The following is a 15727-nucleotide window of genomic DNA, read 5'->3' as shown; positions in this document are numbered from 1 at the left end:
TCATGAATAAGCCGATTCGAGCGTATTCGGTTTCCCAACTGAATCGCTACATTGCCAATATGTTCGCTCAGGATTTTGCCCTTTCGGGTATCACCATAAAGGGCGAGATATCAAATCTGAAGTATCATTCTTCAGGTCATATTTACTTTACATTAAAAGATACAGCTTCGCAGATTTCCGGCATCATGTTTGCCGGAGACCGTGCGGGGCTTCAGTTTAAATTAGAGGATGGCATGAGTGTCCTGTGCACCGGAAATGTGGGTGTATATGAAAGGGGCGGAAGCTATCAGATATATGCCAAAAGCTTCACTGCCGACGGACTCGGAGATCTCTATGTAAAGTTTGAACAGCTGAAAAAAGAACTTTCCGAGATGGGGATGTTTGATGAGATGTACAAGAAACCCATTCCTCAATATGCCGGAAAGATAGGTGTTGTTACCGCGAAGACCGGTGCGGCTGTCAGAGATATCATTCAGATTGCGAAAAGACGTAATCCATATGTGGATATCACTCTGTATCCCGCTCAGGTTCAGGGCGAAGGCTCTGCCGAGTCTGTTGTCAGAGGTATCAAAACCCTGGATCTCATGGGACTTGATGTCATTATCGTCGGAAGAGGCGGTGGTTCCATCGAGGATCTCTGGGCATTTAATGAAAAGATAGTGGCTCAGGCAATATTTGATGCCGACACACCTATCATCAGTGCCGTGGGGCATGAAACAGATACTACCATTGCGGATTTTGTGGCCGATCTCAGGGCTCCGACCCCGAGCGCGGGAGCTGAACTTGCAGTATTCGATATTAACAAGTTTTTTGATGATCTTTCCGGATATCGTGCGACTCTTGATGCTGCCATGTCTGAGCATATTCAGGATGAACGCCAAAGGGTATCCATGTATAAACTGAAGCTGAACCGGCATAGTCCGAAAAATATTCTGAATGAATTTCAAAAGCGGGAGCTGATGTATAAAAATGAGCTTCAGAAGCTGATGCAGGATAAACTTCTAAAGGAAAAAGAACGGATAAAAGAATACGATGAGTTTAAAACAATCATGAAAGACCGCCTGCAGAAGTTCAGGAACAGGCTGAGAGATTATGAGCATCTGCCTTCCATGATGAAGCAAAGCCTTGAGAGATCAAAACACCGGCTTTTGCTTCAAACGGAAAAGCTTGAGGCAGTGAGTCCTTTACGTAAACTTTCCACCGGCTACGGATATATTCAGAAGGAAGACGGAGGCAAGGTTTCAAGTGTGAAGGATGTAAGCATTGGCTCAGAGATCACAACAACCCTGAAGGACGGAAGCATTAAGAGCAGGGTTGAGAGTATTGATGGAGGAAGCATTAATGGCTGAGAAAGACCTTGAAAATAAAAAACCTTTAAATGAAGTATTCTCGGAACTTGATGAGATCATAGGAAATATGGAAACAGAAGACAGCCTTGAGAAGACCTTTGAAATGTATAAAAAGGGCGTAACTCTTTTGAAGGAAGCTTCGGACAGTATCGATAAGATCGAAAAACAGGTAAAGGTGTTGGATGAAGATGGAATTCTCTCATGAATTTGAGCTTACAGTTAAGAATATAAATGAAATTATAGAGTCATATCTTCCTGAAAGGGAGGGTCTTCAGAAGCTTGTAATAGACGCCATGGATTATTCTGTAGAGGCAGGCGGGAAGCGCATAAGACCCATGCTCATGCTGAAAAGCTTTGAGCTTTATAAAGATAAGATGAGCAGTGAAAAATATGAGTTCATGCTTCCGGTGGTACATTCCTTTATGACTGCACTGGAGATGATTCACACCTTCAGTCTTTGTCATGATGACCTCCCCTGTATGGATAATGACAAGTACAGAAGAGGAAGGGAATCCACCTGGTTTAAATATGGCGAGGATATGGGTACTCTTGCGGGAGACGGGCTTATGCTTTATGCCTTTGAACTGGTATCACGGGTTTTTGACATTCAGCTTAAAAAAGTAAAATCCGGAGAGGCTTACGTTCCGGCAGAAACATTGGCGGAAGCCTCTGAAGCTTTTGTTAAGGCTGTAAATATCCTGTCCGGAAAATCCGGCATCTATGGAATGCTGGGCGGTCAGACAGTTGATGTGGAAATGACAGGAAAATCCCTTAGTGATGAGCAGCTTATGTTCATTTACAGATTAAAGACCGGTGCGCTTCTTCAGTGTGCTCTCATGACAGGAGCAGTACTTGCCGGAGCTTCGGAAGCCGATCTCGAAAAGCTTTCCGGTATCGGCGAAAAGATAGGCGTGGCCTTCCAGATACAGGATGATATTTTAGACGAAACAAGTACAGTGGAAGAACTTGGGAAACCCATACATTCTGATGAAGAAAATCAGAAAACCACCTATGTTTCTATTTACGGACTTGAAAAAGCCGGAGCTGAGGTGAAAAAGCTTTCCCATGAAGCTATTGACAGTTTCACAGAGTTAGAGGGTGTCAATGAAGACGCCCGGGACTTCATCATTTCACTTACGGGTATTCTGATCCATCGTAAAAAATAAAGAAAGTTATCGAAATGCTACTTGATGATATACACGGACCTGCTGATTTAAAGAAGCTCAACGATAAGGAACTTCAGCAGCTGGCTTCCGAAATCAGAAAATTTATAATAGAAAAAACCTCTGAGTACGGCGGACATCTCGCGTCAAATCTCGGCGTGGTTGAGCTGACCATCGGTTTATTCAGAGCTCTTGATCTTCCCAAGGATAAGATAGTCTGGGACGTTGGACATCAGGCTTACACCCACAAGATCCTTTCCGGCAGGAAGGATGATTTTGACGGGCTAAGGCAGTACCATGGTATAAGCGGATTCCCAAAGCGTGCCGAAAGTCCTTATGACTGCTTCGGCACCGGTCACAGCTCAACATCCATTTCCGCGGGCATGGGTATTGCGGAAGCCAGAGATATAAAAGGCGAAAACTATACAGTGGTATCCGTCATCGGAGATGGTTCTCTCACCGGCGGTCTCGCTTACGAGGGTCTCAACAACGCTTCCCGCATGAAGAAGAATTTCATAATTGTCTTAAATGACAACAAGATGTCCATATCCAAAAATGTAGGCGGAATGTCCAAGTATCTCAACGGCCTTCGTTCTGACAGCGGATATAACCGTCTGAAGGTGGATGTGGGAGGAACTCTTCTGAAGGTCCCCGTGGTGGGTGAAGCTCTCGTTCATCAGATACAGCAGGCGAAAAACTCGCTTAAGCAGCTGGTCATTCCGGGGATGCTTTTTGAAGACATGGGCATCACTTATCTCGGTCCCATAGACGGTCACAATATAAAAGAGGTTGAACGCACCATTAATGAAGCAAAGCGTATCAATCATGCCGTTCTTGTGCATGTGATAACCAAGAAGGGCAAGGGTTATAAACCTGCGGAAAAATTCCCTGCAAGATATCACGGGGTTTCTCCTTTTAATATTAACACCGGAAAAACTCTCTCAAACGGAGGAAAGACCTATACGGAAGTATTTTCAGACAAAATCTGCGAGCTTGCAAAGGACAATAAAAAAATTGTCGGAATCACTGCGGCTATGCCGGATGGTACGGGACTCACCAGATTTTCAGAGGAATTTCCCAAAAGGTTTTTTGATGTGGGAATAGCCGAACAGCATGCAGTAACCAGTGCAGCCGGAATGGCTTCCAACGGACTCAAACCTGTTTTTGCGGTTTACTCAAGCTTCCTTCAGAGAGCCTACGATCAGATAGTTCATGATGTATGCCTTCAGAAACTGCCTGTGGTTTTCTGCATAGACAGAGCAGGACTTGTGGGTTCTGACGGAGAGACTCACCAGGGTATTTTTGACTACAGCTTCCTTACCTCCATCCCCAACATGACGGTCATGGCACCGAAGAATGCAGGGGAGCTTGAGATGATGATGGAATTTGCCATGAAGTATCCTCTCCCCATAAGCATCAGATATCCGAGAGGCGTGGCTTATCAGGGACTCAGTGAGTTTAAGGAGCCAATAGAATATGGCAGGTCAGAGCTTATTTATAAAGGCAGAGACATTGCCCTTTTTGCGGCAGGTTCCATGGTTTCCACAGCTGAACATATCAGAGACAAGGCATTAAAGAGAGGCTATGATCTCACACTGGTCAATGCCCGCTTTGTTAAGCCCATAGATACACATATGATCGATGAGCTTGTTAAAGACCATAAGGTCATAGTTACGCTTGAAGAAAATGTCAAGCAGGGCGGTTTCGGAATACAGGTTCAGGCGTATGTTCTGGAAAACCATCCTGAGATAAAAGTTGTGACTGTAACCCTTCCCGACAAATACGTGGAGCATGGTAATGTTACAAAACTCAGGGAAGGACTTCATATTGACAGTGAATCCGTCATGAAGCTTCTCAATGAAAAGGGCATCATTGATTTCGGATGTGAAGGTACAAAACAGGATTGATGATGCAGGATGTGCATACTGTAGTCTGTATAAAAAGGCTAAAATATGTGATCATACAAAGATATTTGCACAACATCTCAGAAAGATGGAGGTCAGTCTGAGATATGTCTTGTAAATTATAAAGGGGATAGTATTGAAGAAAGAAAGACTGGATGTTTTGCTTGTGAACAAAGGTCTTGCGGAGTCAAGAGAAAAAGCAAAACGTACTATAATGGCAGGAATCGTATATGTTGAAGGACAAAAGGAGGATAAGGCCGGAACAACCTTTGATCCGGAGGTTTCCATCGAGGTAAGAGGCAATGTACTTCCTTACGTTTCGAGAGGAGGTCTGAAGCTTGAAAAAGCCATAAAGGAATTCGGGGTTTCCTGTGAAGGAAAGGTTTGCCTTGACATAGGCGCCAGCACCGGAGGCTTTACAGACTGCATGCTTCAGAACGGAGCGGTAAAGGTTTTTGCCATTGATGTTGGACACGGACAGCTTGACTGGAAGCTTCGAAATGATGAACGTGTTGTATGTATGGAGAAAACCAACATAAGATATGTGACCCCCGAGGATCTCGGTGAGAAGGCAAGCCTTGTTTCCATCGATGTAAGCTTTATAAGTCTGAAGCTGGTGCTTCCCGTTGTGAAAACTCTTATCAATGATGACTGCCAGGTGGTCTGTCTCATTAAGCCGCAGTTCGAAGCCGGAAGAGACCAGGTTGGGAAAAAAGGCGTTGTCCGTGACAAAAAGGTTCATACCGAAGTCATTGAAAAGACATTATCCTTTGCTTACTCCATAGGATTTGTTCTCAAAGGACTTACCTTCAGTCCCATAAAAGGACCGGAGGGCAATATCGAGTATCTTGCTGAGCTTGTGCCCGGGGAAAGCGAAGAAACAGATCTTACATGGCTTCATGATGAGGCTGTAAAGATCGTTGATGCATCACACGATATGCTGGATATAAAGTGATCGTTAAAGCATCACCTGATATGCAGGAAATTAAATGATCCATTGTGACTATGGCTTGAAGGATATTCCCTGAGAACAGAAATCCCCGGGGGAGTGCCAAGCTAAATCAGATCTGATATATATATCGAGACTAACATGAATGTAATATTGGTAGTAAATAAAAGTAAAACAGAAGCCCTGGATTTTCTGAAGACAGTTGAAGAGTATCTTGATTCAAGGGGAGTTCACCACAGGGCACTTCTTCAGGAAAACTATACAAGAGACGATTTCAACGATGCCGATGCCATCGTCAGCATCGGCGGTGACGGCACTATGTTAAGAGTTGCCGGAGTACTGAGGGGTCAGGACACCCCCATACTTGGTATTAATGCAGGGCATCTCGGATATCTCACTGAAGTATCTGAAAAGGAACAGATACCGGAAGCTCTGGACAGACTTATAAGACATGACTATCTGAGAGATGTAAGAGGCATGCTTCACGGAAGTCTGAGACGTAACGGTGAAGTCATAGGCAGGGGAACCGCACTTAACGAAATACTTATCACCCGCAGTAAAGGCATCATGGTTACAAAGTTTTCTGTTGTGTGTGACGGGAAGTTCCTCAGCAGTTATATAGCGGACGGAATTCTTTTCGCCACTCCTACAGGCTCAACAGCCTACAATCTGTCTGCAGGCGGACCTATAGTGGCACCCGGTTCACCGGTGATCATCATGAATCCCATATGTGCCCACAGTACGAGCAGCAGGCCTGTTGTATTACCGGCTTCAAGCCGTATAGAGATAACCATCGAATCACCCGGAGAGATGGTGGCCTTTGATGGTGAGCATGTGATAGAGCTACAGGAGGGTGATCTTGTTACAGTACGTAAAGCAAATGAGCTCACAACCCTTATCAAATTAAGAGAAGGAAGCTTCCTTGAGACCCTTAGGGAAAAGCTGGACAGTGAACGATGACCTGTGTAAGTCGGGAAGCGAAAACTCACCGTTGACCGTCGGCGGATGTGTTCCTGCAGAATACATTGAAGCCGAAGATCCTACGGCTTAAGCATTAAACAATTACAGAAACTATCGGGATAAAGCAGACGAAGGAGAGCTGAGATGAAGAAATCACGGCACCAGAAAATAATTGAGCTTGTTGGCCGCATGCGCATAGGTACACAGGAAGAGCTTGCGGATATTCTGATAAAAGAAGGATATAAGGTCACTCAGGCAACCGTATCCAGAGATATCAAGGAGCTTAAGCTCAGTAAGGTTGCGGACAATGACGGAGTCCAGTATTACAAGATCATCGAAAAAGAGGAACAGGTATACTCTGAGAAATATATAAGAGTTCTGAGGGAAGCACTCATGAGTATGGATACTGCCGGAAATCTTCTGGTTATCCGTACCATGTCAGGCATGGCCAATGCAGTTGCTGCGGCATTGGACCAGTTCAGACTTGAGAAAATTGTCGGAACCCTTGCGGGTGACGATACTATCATGTGCGCCATGAAAAATGCCCAGGATGCGGAAGATATAAAGAAACGTATCCGGGAAATAATGGGCTGATGAATTTATGATATTTACCGGATGATAAAGAAACTTAAAGAGATGTAACAGTTCACCTGCTGAACTGTTAAAAGAGGAGACAAAATGCTATATCATCTACATGTAAAAGATCTTGCACTGATTGATTCTGCGGAGGTTGAGTTCGGACCCGGGCTCAATATCCTTACAGGTGAAACCGGTGCAGGTAAGTCCATATTGATAGGATCCATCAATCTGTGCCTTGGTTCCAAGGCCAACAAAGATATGATCAGAAGCGGAAAGGAATCCGGCTTTGTTGAAATAGTTTTCGGCGGACTCAGTGAGCATCAGGAAGCGGAGATGCGTGCCCTTGATGTTGAGCCGGAGGACGGACAGGTTATCATCAAAAGAAAGATTTCCAACACAAGATCGGAAATCAAGATCAATGATGAAACCGCAACTCTTTCAAAACTGAGAAAAGTTACCGAGCTTCTGATAGACATTCACGGACAGCATGAACATCAGTCATTGCTCCGGGATGGTTATCATCTTAAGGTTCTTGATGATTTCCAGATTAAGGATACTGCGGATTTAAGAAAAGACATAAGCGATAAATATCATGAATATACCGCTATCAAGGGTAAGCTTGCGGGCTTTGATATGAACGAAGCGGAGAGACTCCGGGAACTGGATTTCCTTAAATTCGAAATCGAAGACATCGAGAAGGCAGAGCTTAAGGAAGGCGAAGAAGAGGAGCTCGCCCTGAAATATAAGAAATACCAGAATATACAAAAAATCTATGGTTCTGTTCAGAAGGCAAGAGCCGTAATGGATGAGGTTGATTTCAGCACAGCCATAAAGTCCATACAGGAAGCCCTTAACTATGATGAAAGCCTGCAGAACATCAGCGACAGTCTGTATGATCTTCAGTCTATTTCCGAAGATACCATAAGGGAGCTGGATCATTACCTCGATAAAAACGATTTTGACGAGGAAGACTTTCAGGAAATCACAGAGCGTCTTGATTATATCCGTGGAGTCATGGCCAAGTATGGAGGTACAGTGGAAAAAGCTGAAACAGCTCTCCTGATGAAACAGGAAAGACTCAGATTGCTGGAAGATTATGATGCGGAAAGAGAGAAGTGCCAAAAGGCGCTGAAAAAATCCGAAACAGAACTTTTAAAGCTCTGTGGGGAGCTGACAGCCAAAAGAAAAAAAGGTGCCGAGATACTGTGTGAAAGAATTCGATCCGAAATGACGGAAATGGGATTCCTTGATGTCCGTTTTGATATGGTTTTTTCGGAGCTTAAGGAGCCCGGATCAAACGGAAAGGACGAGGCACACTTTGTGGTAAGTCTGAATCCGGGAGAACCGGTGAGACCTTTAAGTGAAGTTGCATCCGGCGGTGAGTTGAGCCGTATAATGCTTTCAATCAAAACTGTGCTGGCTGATACTGATGAGATACCTACGCTTATCTTTGATGAGATAGATACGGGTATTTCCGGCAGAACGGCGGAGAAGGTATCTGAAAAGCTAAAAAAGATAGCTCAGAATCACCAGGTTATACTGATAACCCATCTGCCTCAGATCGCGGCAAAGGCCAATATACATTTCTGTATAGAAAAGCTTTCTGAGGGCGGACATACTCATACGGATATCAGAAGACTGTCTGATGATGAATCCGTTATGGAGCTTGCGAGACTTCTTGCTGGAGGCAGAGTTACGGATGCTGTTCTTGCCAATGCCAGAGAGCTTAAAAAACTTGCTAATGACAGGCTGAAAGAAGTATAATAGTAGAAGTTATATTGTGTATTCTTAAATTTTACAAGATGATACTTAAACCTAATAAAAGTTGGGAGGCTGCAAAAATATGAAGAATATATTGATGCTTGGATCGGAATCGGTTCCTTTTATCAAAACCGGCGGACTTGCCGATGTTGTTGGTTCTCTTCCGAAGACCATCGATAAGCGTTATTATGATTGTCGTGTAATGATTCCTAAGTACATGTGCATTCCATGGGAATGGCGTCAGAAGATGGAGTATGTTACACACTTTTACATGGATTATCTCGGGCAGTCCCGCTATGTAGGTGTTCTTAAATATGAAAAAGACGGAGTAACCTATTATTTCATTGACAATGAGTCATATTTTTCAGGCGACAGACCTTATGGTGACTGGTATTGGGATCTTGAGAAATTCTGCTTCTTCTGTTATGCAGCGCTTTCAGCATTGCCTTTACTTGACTGGCATCCGGATCTGATCCATTGCCATGACTGGCAGACCGGTCTTGTACCTGTTCTTTTACATGACAAGTTTGCGGGCGGGGAGTTCTACCGTTCCATAAAGTCGGTTATCACCATCCATAACCTGAAGTTCCAGGGTGTCTGGGATGTTAAGACTATTCAGAGATTCACTCAGTTAAGTGATTATTATTTCACTTCTGATAAGCTCGAGTGCAAGAAGGACGGTAACCTCCTTAAGGGAGGTATCGTTTATGCCGATGCCATCACAACTGTTTCCGACACCTATGCGGAAGAAATAAAGATGCCATTCTACGGTGAAGGTCTCGATGGACTCTTGAGAGCAAGGGAGCATGATCTCCGCGGTATCGTAAACGGAATTGATTATGATGAGTGGAATCCGGAGACTGATAAGTACCTGAATTTCAATTACAGTGCAAAGAACTTCCGTAAAGAAAAAGCAAAAAACAAGAGGGCTCTTCAGCAGGATTGGAATATGGATGTGGATCCCGGAAAGATGATGATCGGTATCGTTTCCAGACTTACTGATCAGAAGGGACTTGATCTCGTTGAATGTATCATGGACGAGCTTTGCCAGGACGATATTCAGTTTGTGGTTCTCGGAACCGGTGATGAGAAGTATGAGAATATGTTCCGTCACTACGGCTGGAAGTATAGTAATAAGGTATCTGCTCAGATTTATTATTCCAATGAAATAAGCCATAAGATTTACGGTGCCTGTGATGCGTACCTCATGCCTTCACTTTTTGAACCATGCGGTCTTTCACAGCTTATCGCACTTAGATACGGAACTGTTCCCATAGTCAGAGAAACAGGTGGTCTGAGAGATACAGTAGAGCCATTCAATGAGTATGAGGATAAGGGAACAGGCTTCTCCTTCACCAATTACAATGCTCATGAGATGCTCAATACGATACGTTATGCAGAGAAGATCTACTATGATCGTAAGCGTGATTGGAACAAGATGGTAGATCGTGCCATGGCAACCGATTACTCATGGAGAACTTCTGCATTGAAGTATCAGGAATTATACGATTGGTTGATAGGATATTGATTTTAGATGAATTTTACGTATGACTTGTTAAATAATTATATGCTTGTAACTGCGGTTGTCGCGTGGCTTCTTGCTCAGATCATAAAAACAATGATCGATGCTTATTTTAATAAAACCATTAACTGGGAAAGGATGACGGGCTCGGGAGGCATGCCCTCCAGCCACTCCGCCTTCGTGGTTTCTATGACTACAGCGGCGGCCATTGAACATGGTATGTCTTCATCGATTTTTGCAATATGCTTTGTACTTGCAAGTGTTGTAATGTATGATGCTACAGGAGTCAGAAGAGAGACAGGAAAACAGGCTGTGCTTCTCAATAAGATGCTGGAAGACAACCCCTTTAACTGGAAACCCGAAGAGTTTGAGATGAAGCTCAAGGAGTATGTCGGACATACACCATTGCAGGTGCTTATGGGAGCTCTCCTTGGTATCCTGGTAGCCTTCATGGTAAAGACAAGATATTAGAGATTACAGAATTTTCCAACATATGATTATCACAAGAATTAAAAGAAAGATATTGTATTTACTGAGCTGCATGCTTTTGGCATGCAGCTTAGTTTCGTGTAAAGGTGTAGAGATAACCGGCAGGACAGAAGCGATTGATGAGTATTCTGAAGCACAGTGCAGGCTGGTTCTGTTTTCAGAAAGGAACCGGTATCAGAATGCGTTGGGCTCATCTATCTGGGAGCTGCCTCTCGAAGGAGAACAGGAGACTTCCTACGGACCTTATTTTATATCCAGGATGAAAGAGTTTCTTGAGGATATTAAAACTCTTAATCTCATAGCCAAAGAAACCGGTATCGTGGCATCTGCTGCCGATATGGATGCCATCAGAAGAATCTCCGGTGAGTTTTATGACGGACTTACCGAAGAGGACAAAAAGGTTATGGGAAATTGTTCTTTGGAAGATGTCATCGCCATGTATAACGAATATTTTCTGGCCTGCAAGACAGCTCAATACATTGTATCCGAAGCGGATGAAGAAATAGCAGATGCCGATGTCAAAGTCATAAGGATTCAGGAGATCATAGTTTCGGATAAAGAAACTGCAGAAGATCTTGTTAAAAAGGTTAATGTCAAAGGCGCGAACTTTGCCTACTATGCGAGACAGAACAGCGAAGACCCGGAGATTGAAAAGACCCTTTCAAGAGTCGATGAACATAACGCAAGATTCAATACGGCTTTCGCCCTTGAACAGGGTGAGATATCCGGTGTGGTAGAACAGGACGGAAAGTATCACATCATAAAATGTATCAATTCCTATGATGAAGAAGCTACTGCCGAAAATAAAGTCCTCATACAGAATGCCCAAAAGACAGAAGCCTTTTTCAAAGCATTTAACGGCTATACAGATAAACATATAATCAGATTCAGATCTGATTTCTGGAAGGATATAGACCTTACTGCCGGCAGTGAAAGCAAGGCTGATAATTTCTTTTCGATTTTTGACGAAAATATAATTCTTGATTGATTTGAAAAAACAACAGGGGACGGTTCTCGCCGGCGAGAACCGTCCCCTATGGCTTCTAAGTTTAAATTGCAACTACAATGCCGCCATCCTCTGCATATACCGTTGAAACTCCCATGGTGTTTGCGATGACAATCCTTCTGAAGCTGGCAAGCTTCAGAATCTCTTCCTTGACATATTCTGCGCGCTCAAGGTTATTGACGTGGGTGATGGTCAGAAGCTTATCCTTGGTTACTTCGGGACCGCCTGCACGTTCTACGGCCAGCTGCAGCATACGTTTGATGGCCTTGTTGACACCTCTTTGTTGTTCAAGCTTATGTATAACCCCGTGAACCGCAACCATGACAGGCTTTATATTAAGTGCTGATGCAAGAAATACCTTGACTGTTGAAAGTCGTCCGTTCCTGCGCAGATTTTCAAGAGATCCTAATACAAATAAAATCTGCATGGTCTGAATTTTTTCTTCGATAAGCTTTACAACTTCATCAAAGTTTTTACCTGACTCTTTAAGCTCCTGAACGGTGATGCACAGGTTGAGCTCTCCCGCGGTTGCGGCATCGGAGCTGAATACTTTTATCTTCTTTCCGCTGTCAGGGAATTCTTCTTCATACATCTGTGCCCCCACAACAGCAGCCTGATACGAACCTGAAAGATGTTCTGAAATGGTTAATATATAAACCTCATCTGCATCACTGTCCACGATAGCCTGCTTGTAGGCTTCAGGTGAAGGACATGCGGTTTTGGCACCCTCGCGTGATTCTCTGAGACGTTTAAGAAAATCCGCCTGATCAAAATTCTCATCATCAATGACAGAATAGGAACCTATCTCCAGAGTAAGGGGGACGATCAAAAAATGTCCGTCTGCCTTAAGCTCCGGTGTTAAGTCACAACAGCTGTCAGCAATAATTCTATAATCCATATAACCTCCACGTTTCATGACGTAGTTTTCATTACTACATATTATATAGCAAATGAGAAAACCATGTCAATGACCTTGCCCTTATGTTGATTTAGCGTTAAAATTAGAATTCGTATGTATTATTTTTAACAAAAGGGGTTAGGGATAAATGAGCCTGAAAGATTATTCAAGAAAAAACAGCCGGAACCGTGATGATGAAATCATAGATAATGTAACGCGCATCACCCCCGAAGGTTCTGATGCGATACAGGGACAGAAATCATCTTACCAACAGGGAAATGATCATGGATCAAACTCTTTCGATTACATGGAGGATGACCCCGTGAATGAAAAAGCTTTTGAAGAAAAGCTTGCTCAACGACGTGAAGAAATAAGAAACCGTCACAGAGAGCGTTCCAGAAAGCGCAAGATGAAGCGTATGACCCATGCTTTCATTGCGGTTGACATCATCTTGCTGCTGGTTCTTGTTGTACTTATCGGAACCGGAAATCTTAATCTGTCCGGTCTCTTCGGAAATCCCGGAAACAGCTCAAAAACCGAAACCACTGCACCTGTCGAGACTGAAGCAGAAACAACTGCCGCAGCCGAAGAAGAACCGGCACAGGCTCTTACAGAGCTCATAGCTCAGAGCGACAGACAGGCTATGATGTATGACTATGATGCCGCGGTGGAGACATTAAGCACATCGGAATTTTCAGAGAGTCCGGAAGTACAGGCAAAGATTCAGGAGTATGAAGCACAGAAGGCAGCCTGCGTTCCGTTTGACAACTCACAGATCACACATGTTTTCTTCCATATTCTTTGTGTGGATACTGAAAGAGCATTTACAAACGATGCTGCCGGAAAGGACTTCAACCAGGTAATGACCACCATTCCTGAGTTTGAGGCTATCATTCAGCAGATGTATGACAGAGGATATGTTCTGGTTGGCCTTCATGATATGGCTGAGATGCAGACACAGGAGGACGGCACGAGAAAGATGGTTAAGAAGCAGATAATGCTTCCGGAAGGCAAGAAAGCCTTTGTTATGTCAGAGGATGATGTTTGCTACTATGAGTACATGGAAGGCAAGGGCTTTGCAGATAAGATGGTTTTCGATGAGAACGGAAAGCTGAAGCTCCAGTACACTGATGCACAGGGTAATGTCTCCATCGGAGATTATGATATAGTTCCTATTCTTGATAACTTTGTTGAGGCTCATCCCGACTTCTCCTACAGAGGAGCCAAGGCTATCATGGCATTTACCGGTTATAACGGTGTTCTCGGTTACCGTACAGATGAAACCTATGATGAGTCCTCCGAGAATCGTGATCCTAACATGAAGGCCAATCCTAACATCGCAGAAGACAGAGAGACTGTAAAGAAGCTTTTCCAGGCTCTTGTGGATGACGGTTATGAGCTTGCTTCCCACAGCTGGGGTCACATCAACTTTACGAAGAGAGAGCTTGCAGATCTTCAGAGGGATACCGACAGATGGGAGCGCAATGTTGAGTCTCTTATGCCGGGCAACTGCGATATCATTCTTTATCCTTTCGGAGCAGATATCGGTGACTGGCATCCGTATTCAACAGAAAATGATAAGTTCAATATGCTTAAGGCTGCGGGCTTTGATTATTTCTGTAATGTAGATTCAAATCCTGTGTGGGTTCAGTATACTGAGGACGCAGTAAGACAGGGTCGCCGCAACCTGGATGGTTACAGACTGTGGATGGATTATTCAGGCGAGGATAACAAGCTTTCGGATATTCTTGACGTAAGTACTGTGTTTGACACCAGACGTCCTACTCCGATTACTTGGAACTAACGACGAAACAGTTCAGCCGGGGCATAAGATGCCCCGGCTGAACTTATGAGTAATTTACTACTTGCAATGGAAAAATCTGAGTGCTATACTACTTTCATGTACTAAAGTGTAAAAGCGCACAAATTAACGCGTGAAAACACTAAAGTGTTTGTGCGTTTTAAACATTTTAAAATATAATAGCAGAGGTTTTGACATGAACGACAAATTAAAGACCAAGGAAGTAGATCATATATTTGACGCGATCCTAACTTTAAAATCAAAGGAAGAGTGCTATAAATTTTTTGAAGATGTTTGTACCATCAATGAGCTTCTCAGTATGGCACAGCGTTATGAGGTTGCAAAGATGCTGAGAGAAGGTGAAACTTATCTCAATATCGCGAAGGCAACCGGTGCTTCAACAGCTACTATTTCAAGAGTTAACCGTTCACTGAATTACGGTGCCGACGGTTACGATATGGTATTTGAGAGGCTTGGATTTGAGGATAATCTGAAGAAGAAATAAAGAGATGCAGCCGGAAGGCTGCATCTCTTTATTTCTTCTTCATTGCTCTTTCATTATTCATTCTTTCCAGCTCTTTCTCATGTAACCTATCGGCTATTTTTTCCATGAGAAGCTTCTTTATAAACACATCCATACCCAGCTCGCACATAAATGAAAAAAGCTGGAGCTCTTCGCGGTCTTCGTCTGAAAGCTCTCTGAATTTCGGATCCTCAGCACTGAAGGAACGAAGGGAAATCCTGTTCATTTCTTCAACTTCGTTAAAGATACGGCTCTTTTCGGAAGCCTCCATGGTGAAGACTTCATCGTAGATGTCTGTGAGACTGATGGAAGATTTTCCGCCGAAATATTTGTCATTCAATGGCTTCAACAGAGCTTCGATATCATTGAGCTGAAGCATGCCCTTATAGTAATAGATAAAGAGAAGTATGAGCATATGATCCCGATTATATCTCTTTTTTTCAGGAGACGGCAGGAGCTTGTTCTTGGCATAATTGTTGATCATGGTTTTGGTCAATGCCTTATCATCGTGATGCCGCTTGATAGGATCCAGATTTCTCTCCATAAACCCAGTAACCTGATCCATATAGAGATCAAGATTCGGAATATCCTCGGACTTTATATAGTTAAGGGAGTGGAAATATTTAATTATTTCATCAATCATTGTTTTATCCATGCGATAAAGTATAACATAATCTATTTTTTGCTACAATACGTAGTTTTAAAAACTACGTTTAATTAAAAGTTTTAACAACGTAGCGAAAGAGAAAGACTTATGCTATAATCTACCAACATATGTTTTGATAAAAAGATGAAGATGAACTACGTCACGTTGATATCCGGG

15 protein-coding genes are annotated in these 15727 nt (G+C 43.4%); 13 read left to right on the top strand and 2 right to left on the bottom strand.

The features are described from left to right. Positions 1–2 precede the first annotated feature (2 nt). The 11 genes from xseA (at position 3) to G625_RS0107080 (ending at position 11664) form a co-directional block, all read left to right on the top strand. Positions 3–1349, top strand: a complete 1347-nt coding sequence (gene xseA, locus G625_RS0107130; protein WP_044931935.1) for an exodeoxyribonuclease VII large subunit — start codon at positions 3–5, stop codon at positions 1347–1349. After that, positions 1342–1554: an exodeoxyribonuclease VII small subunit gene (gene xseB / locus G625_RS0107125; RefSeq protein ID WP_029200576.1), complete on the top strand. Its 213-nt coding sequence runs from the start codon at positions 1342–1344 to the stop codon at positions 1552–1554. The genes xseA and xseB overlap by 8 nt, the downstream gene beginning before the upstream one ends. Continuing rightward, complete coding sequence (locus tag G625_RS0107120) at positions 1538–2515, top strand: polyprenyl synthetase family protein (RefSeq protein ID WP_029200575.1); 978 nt, start codon at positions 1538–1540, stop codon at positions 2513–2515. The genes xseB and G625_RS0107120 overlap by 17 nt, the downstream gene beginning before the upstream one ends. 14 nt (positions 2516–2529) lie before the next feature. After that, entirely contained in the window at positions 2530–4419 is a 1890-nt protein-coding gene (gene dxs, locus G625_RS0107115; RefSeq protein WP_029200574.1) for a 1-deoxy-D-xylulose-5-phosphate synthase, read from the top strand. Between the two features lie 133 nt (positions 4420–4552). Next, positions 4553–5371 carry a TlyA family RNA methyltransferase gene (locus G625_RS0107110; RefSeq protein WP_029200573.1) on the top strand — a complete coding sequence of 273 codons (819 nt, stop codon included), beginning with the start codon at positions 4553–4555 and terminating at the stop codon, positions 5369–5371. 135 nt (positions 5372–5506) lie between these two features. Further along, on the top strand, positions 5507–6325 hold the full coding sequence (locus G625_RS0107105; protein ID WP_029200572.1) for an NAD(+)/NADH kinase: 819 nt from the start codon (positions 5507–5509) through the stop codon (positions 6323–6325). A gap of 144 nt (positions 6326–6469) precedes the next feature. Then, positions 6470–6919 carry an arginine repressor gene (argR, locus tag G625_RS0107100; RefSeq protein WP_029200571.1) on the top strand — a complete coding sequence of 150 codons (450 nt, stop codon included), beginning with the start codon at positions 6470–6472 and terminating at the stop codon, positions 6917–6919. Positions 6920–7003: 84 nt separating this feature from the next. Further along, positions 7004–8668 carry a DNA repair protein RecN gene (recN, locus tag G625_RS0107095; RefSeq protein ID WP_029200570.1) on the top strand — a complete coding sequence of 555 codons (1665 nt, stop codon included), beginning with the start codon at positions 7004–7006 and terminating at the stop codon, positions 8666–8668. A 79-nt stretch (positions 8669–8747) separates the two neighbouring features. Continuing rightward, on the top strand, positions 8748–10193 hold the full coding sequence (gene glgA / locus G625_RS0107090; protein WP_029200569.1) for a glycogen synthase GlgA: 1446 nt from the start codon (positions 8748–8750) through the stop codon (positions 10191–10193). Between the two features lie 6 nt (positions 10194–10199). Further along, on the top strand, positions 10200–10658 hold the full coding sequence (locus tag G625_RS0107085) for a divergent PAP2 family protein (protein WP_029200568.1): 459 nt from the start codon (positions 10200–10202) through the stop codon (positions 10656–10658). A 70-nt stretch (positions 10659–10728) separates the two neighbouring features. Next, complete coding sequence (locus tag G625_RS0107080) at positions 10729–11664, top strand: peptidylprolyl isomerase (protein ID WP_442852566.1); 936 nt, start codon at positions 10729–10731, stop codon at positions 11662–11664. Positions 11665–11725: 61 nt separating this feature from the next. Here the strand turns inward: G625_RS0107080 and G625_RS0107075 are convergent, their stop codons facing one another. Then, complete coding sequence (locus tag G625_RS0107075; protein ID WP_029200566.1) at positions 11726–12580, bottom strand: DegV family protein; 855 nt, start codon at positions 12578–12580, stop codon at positions 11726–11728. A gap of 148 nt (positions 12581–12728) precedes the next feature. Between G625_RS0107075 and G625_RS0107070 the strand changes: the two genes are divergently transcribed. Together G625_RS0107070 and G625_RS0107065 are read left to right on the top strand one after the other, a co-directional pair. After that, positions 12729–14384, top strand: a complete 1656-nt coding sequence (locus tag G625_RS0107070) for a polysaccharide deacetylase family protein (protein ID WP_242826608.1) — start codon at positions 12729–12731, stop codon at positions 14382–14384. Positions 14385–14577: 193 nt separating this feature from the next. After that, a complete protein-coding gene (locus G625_RS0107065) occupies positions 14578–14886 on the top strand; it encodes a YerC/YecD family TrpR-related protein (RefSeq protein WP_029200564.1) in 309 nt (102 codons plus the stop codon). 28 nt (positions 14887–14914) lie between these two features. Here G625_RS0107065 and G625_RS18790 read toward each other — a convergent pair whose 3' ends face one another. Next, positions 14915–15547, bottom strand: a complete 633-nt coding sequence (locus G625_RS18790) for a DUF1836 domain-containing protein (protein WP_242826607.1) — start codon at positions 15545–15547, stop codon at positions 14915–14917. Between the last annotated feature and the right edge of the window lie 180 nt (positions 15548–15727).

The organism is Oribacterium sp. NK2B42 (assembly GCF_000424445.1).
Classification (GTDB): Bacteria; Bacillota; Clostridia; order Lachnospirales; family Lachnospiraceae; genus Oribacterium.
The sequence above is the reverse complement of the archived record's forward strand: the minus strand, read 5'-3'. Positions and strand labels throughout refer to the sequence as shown.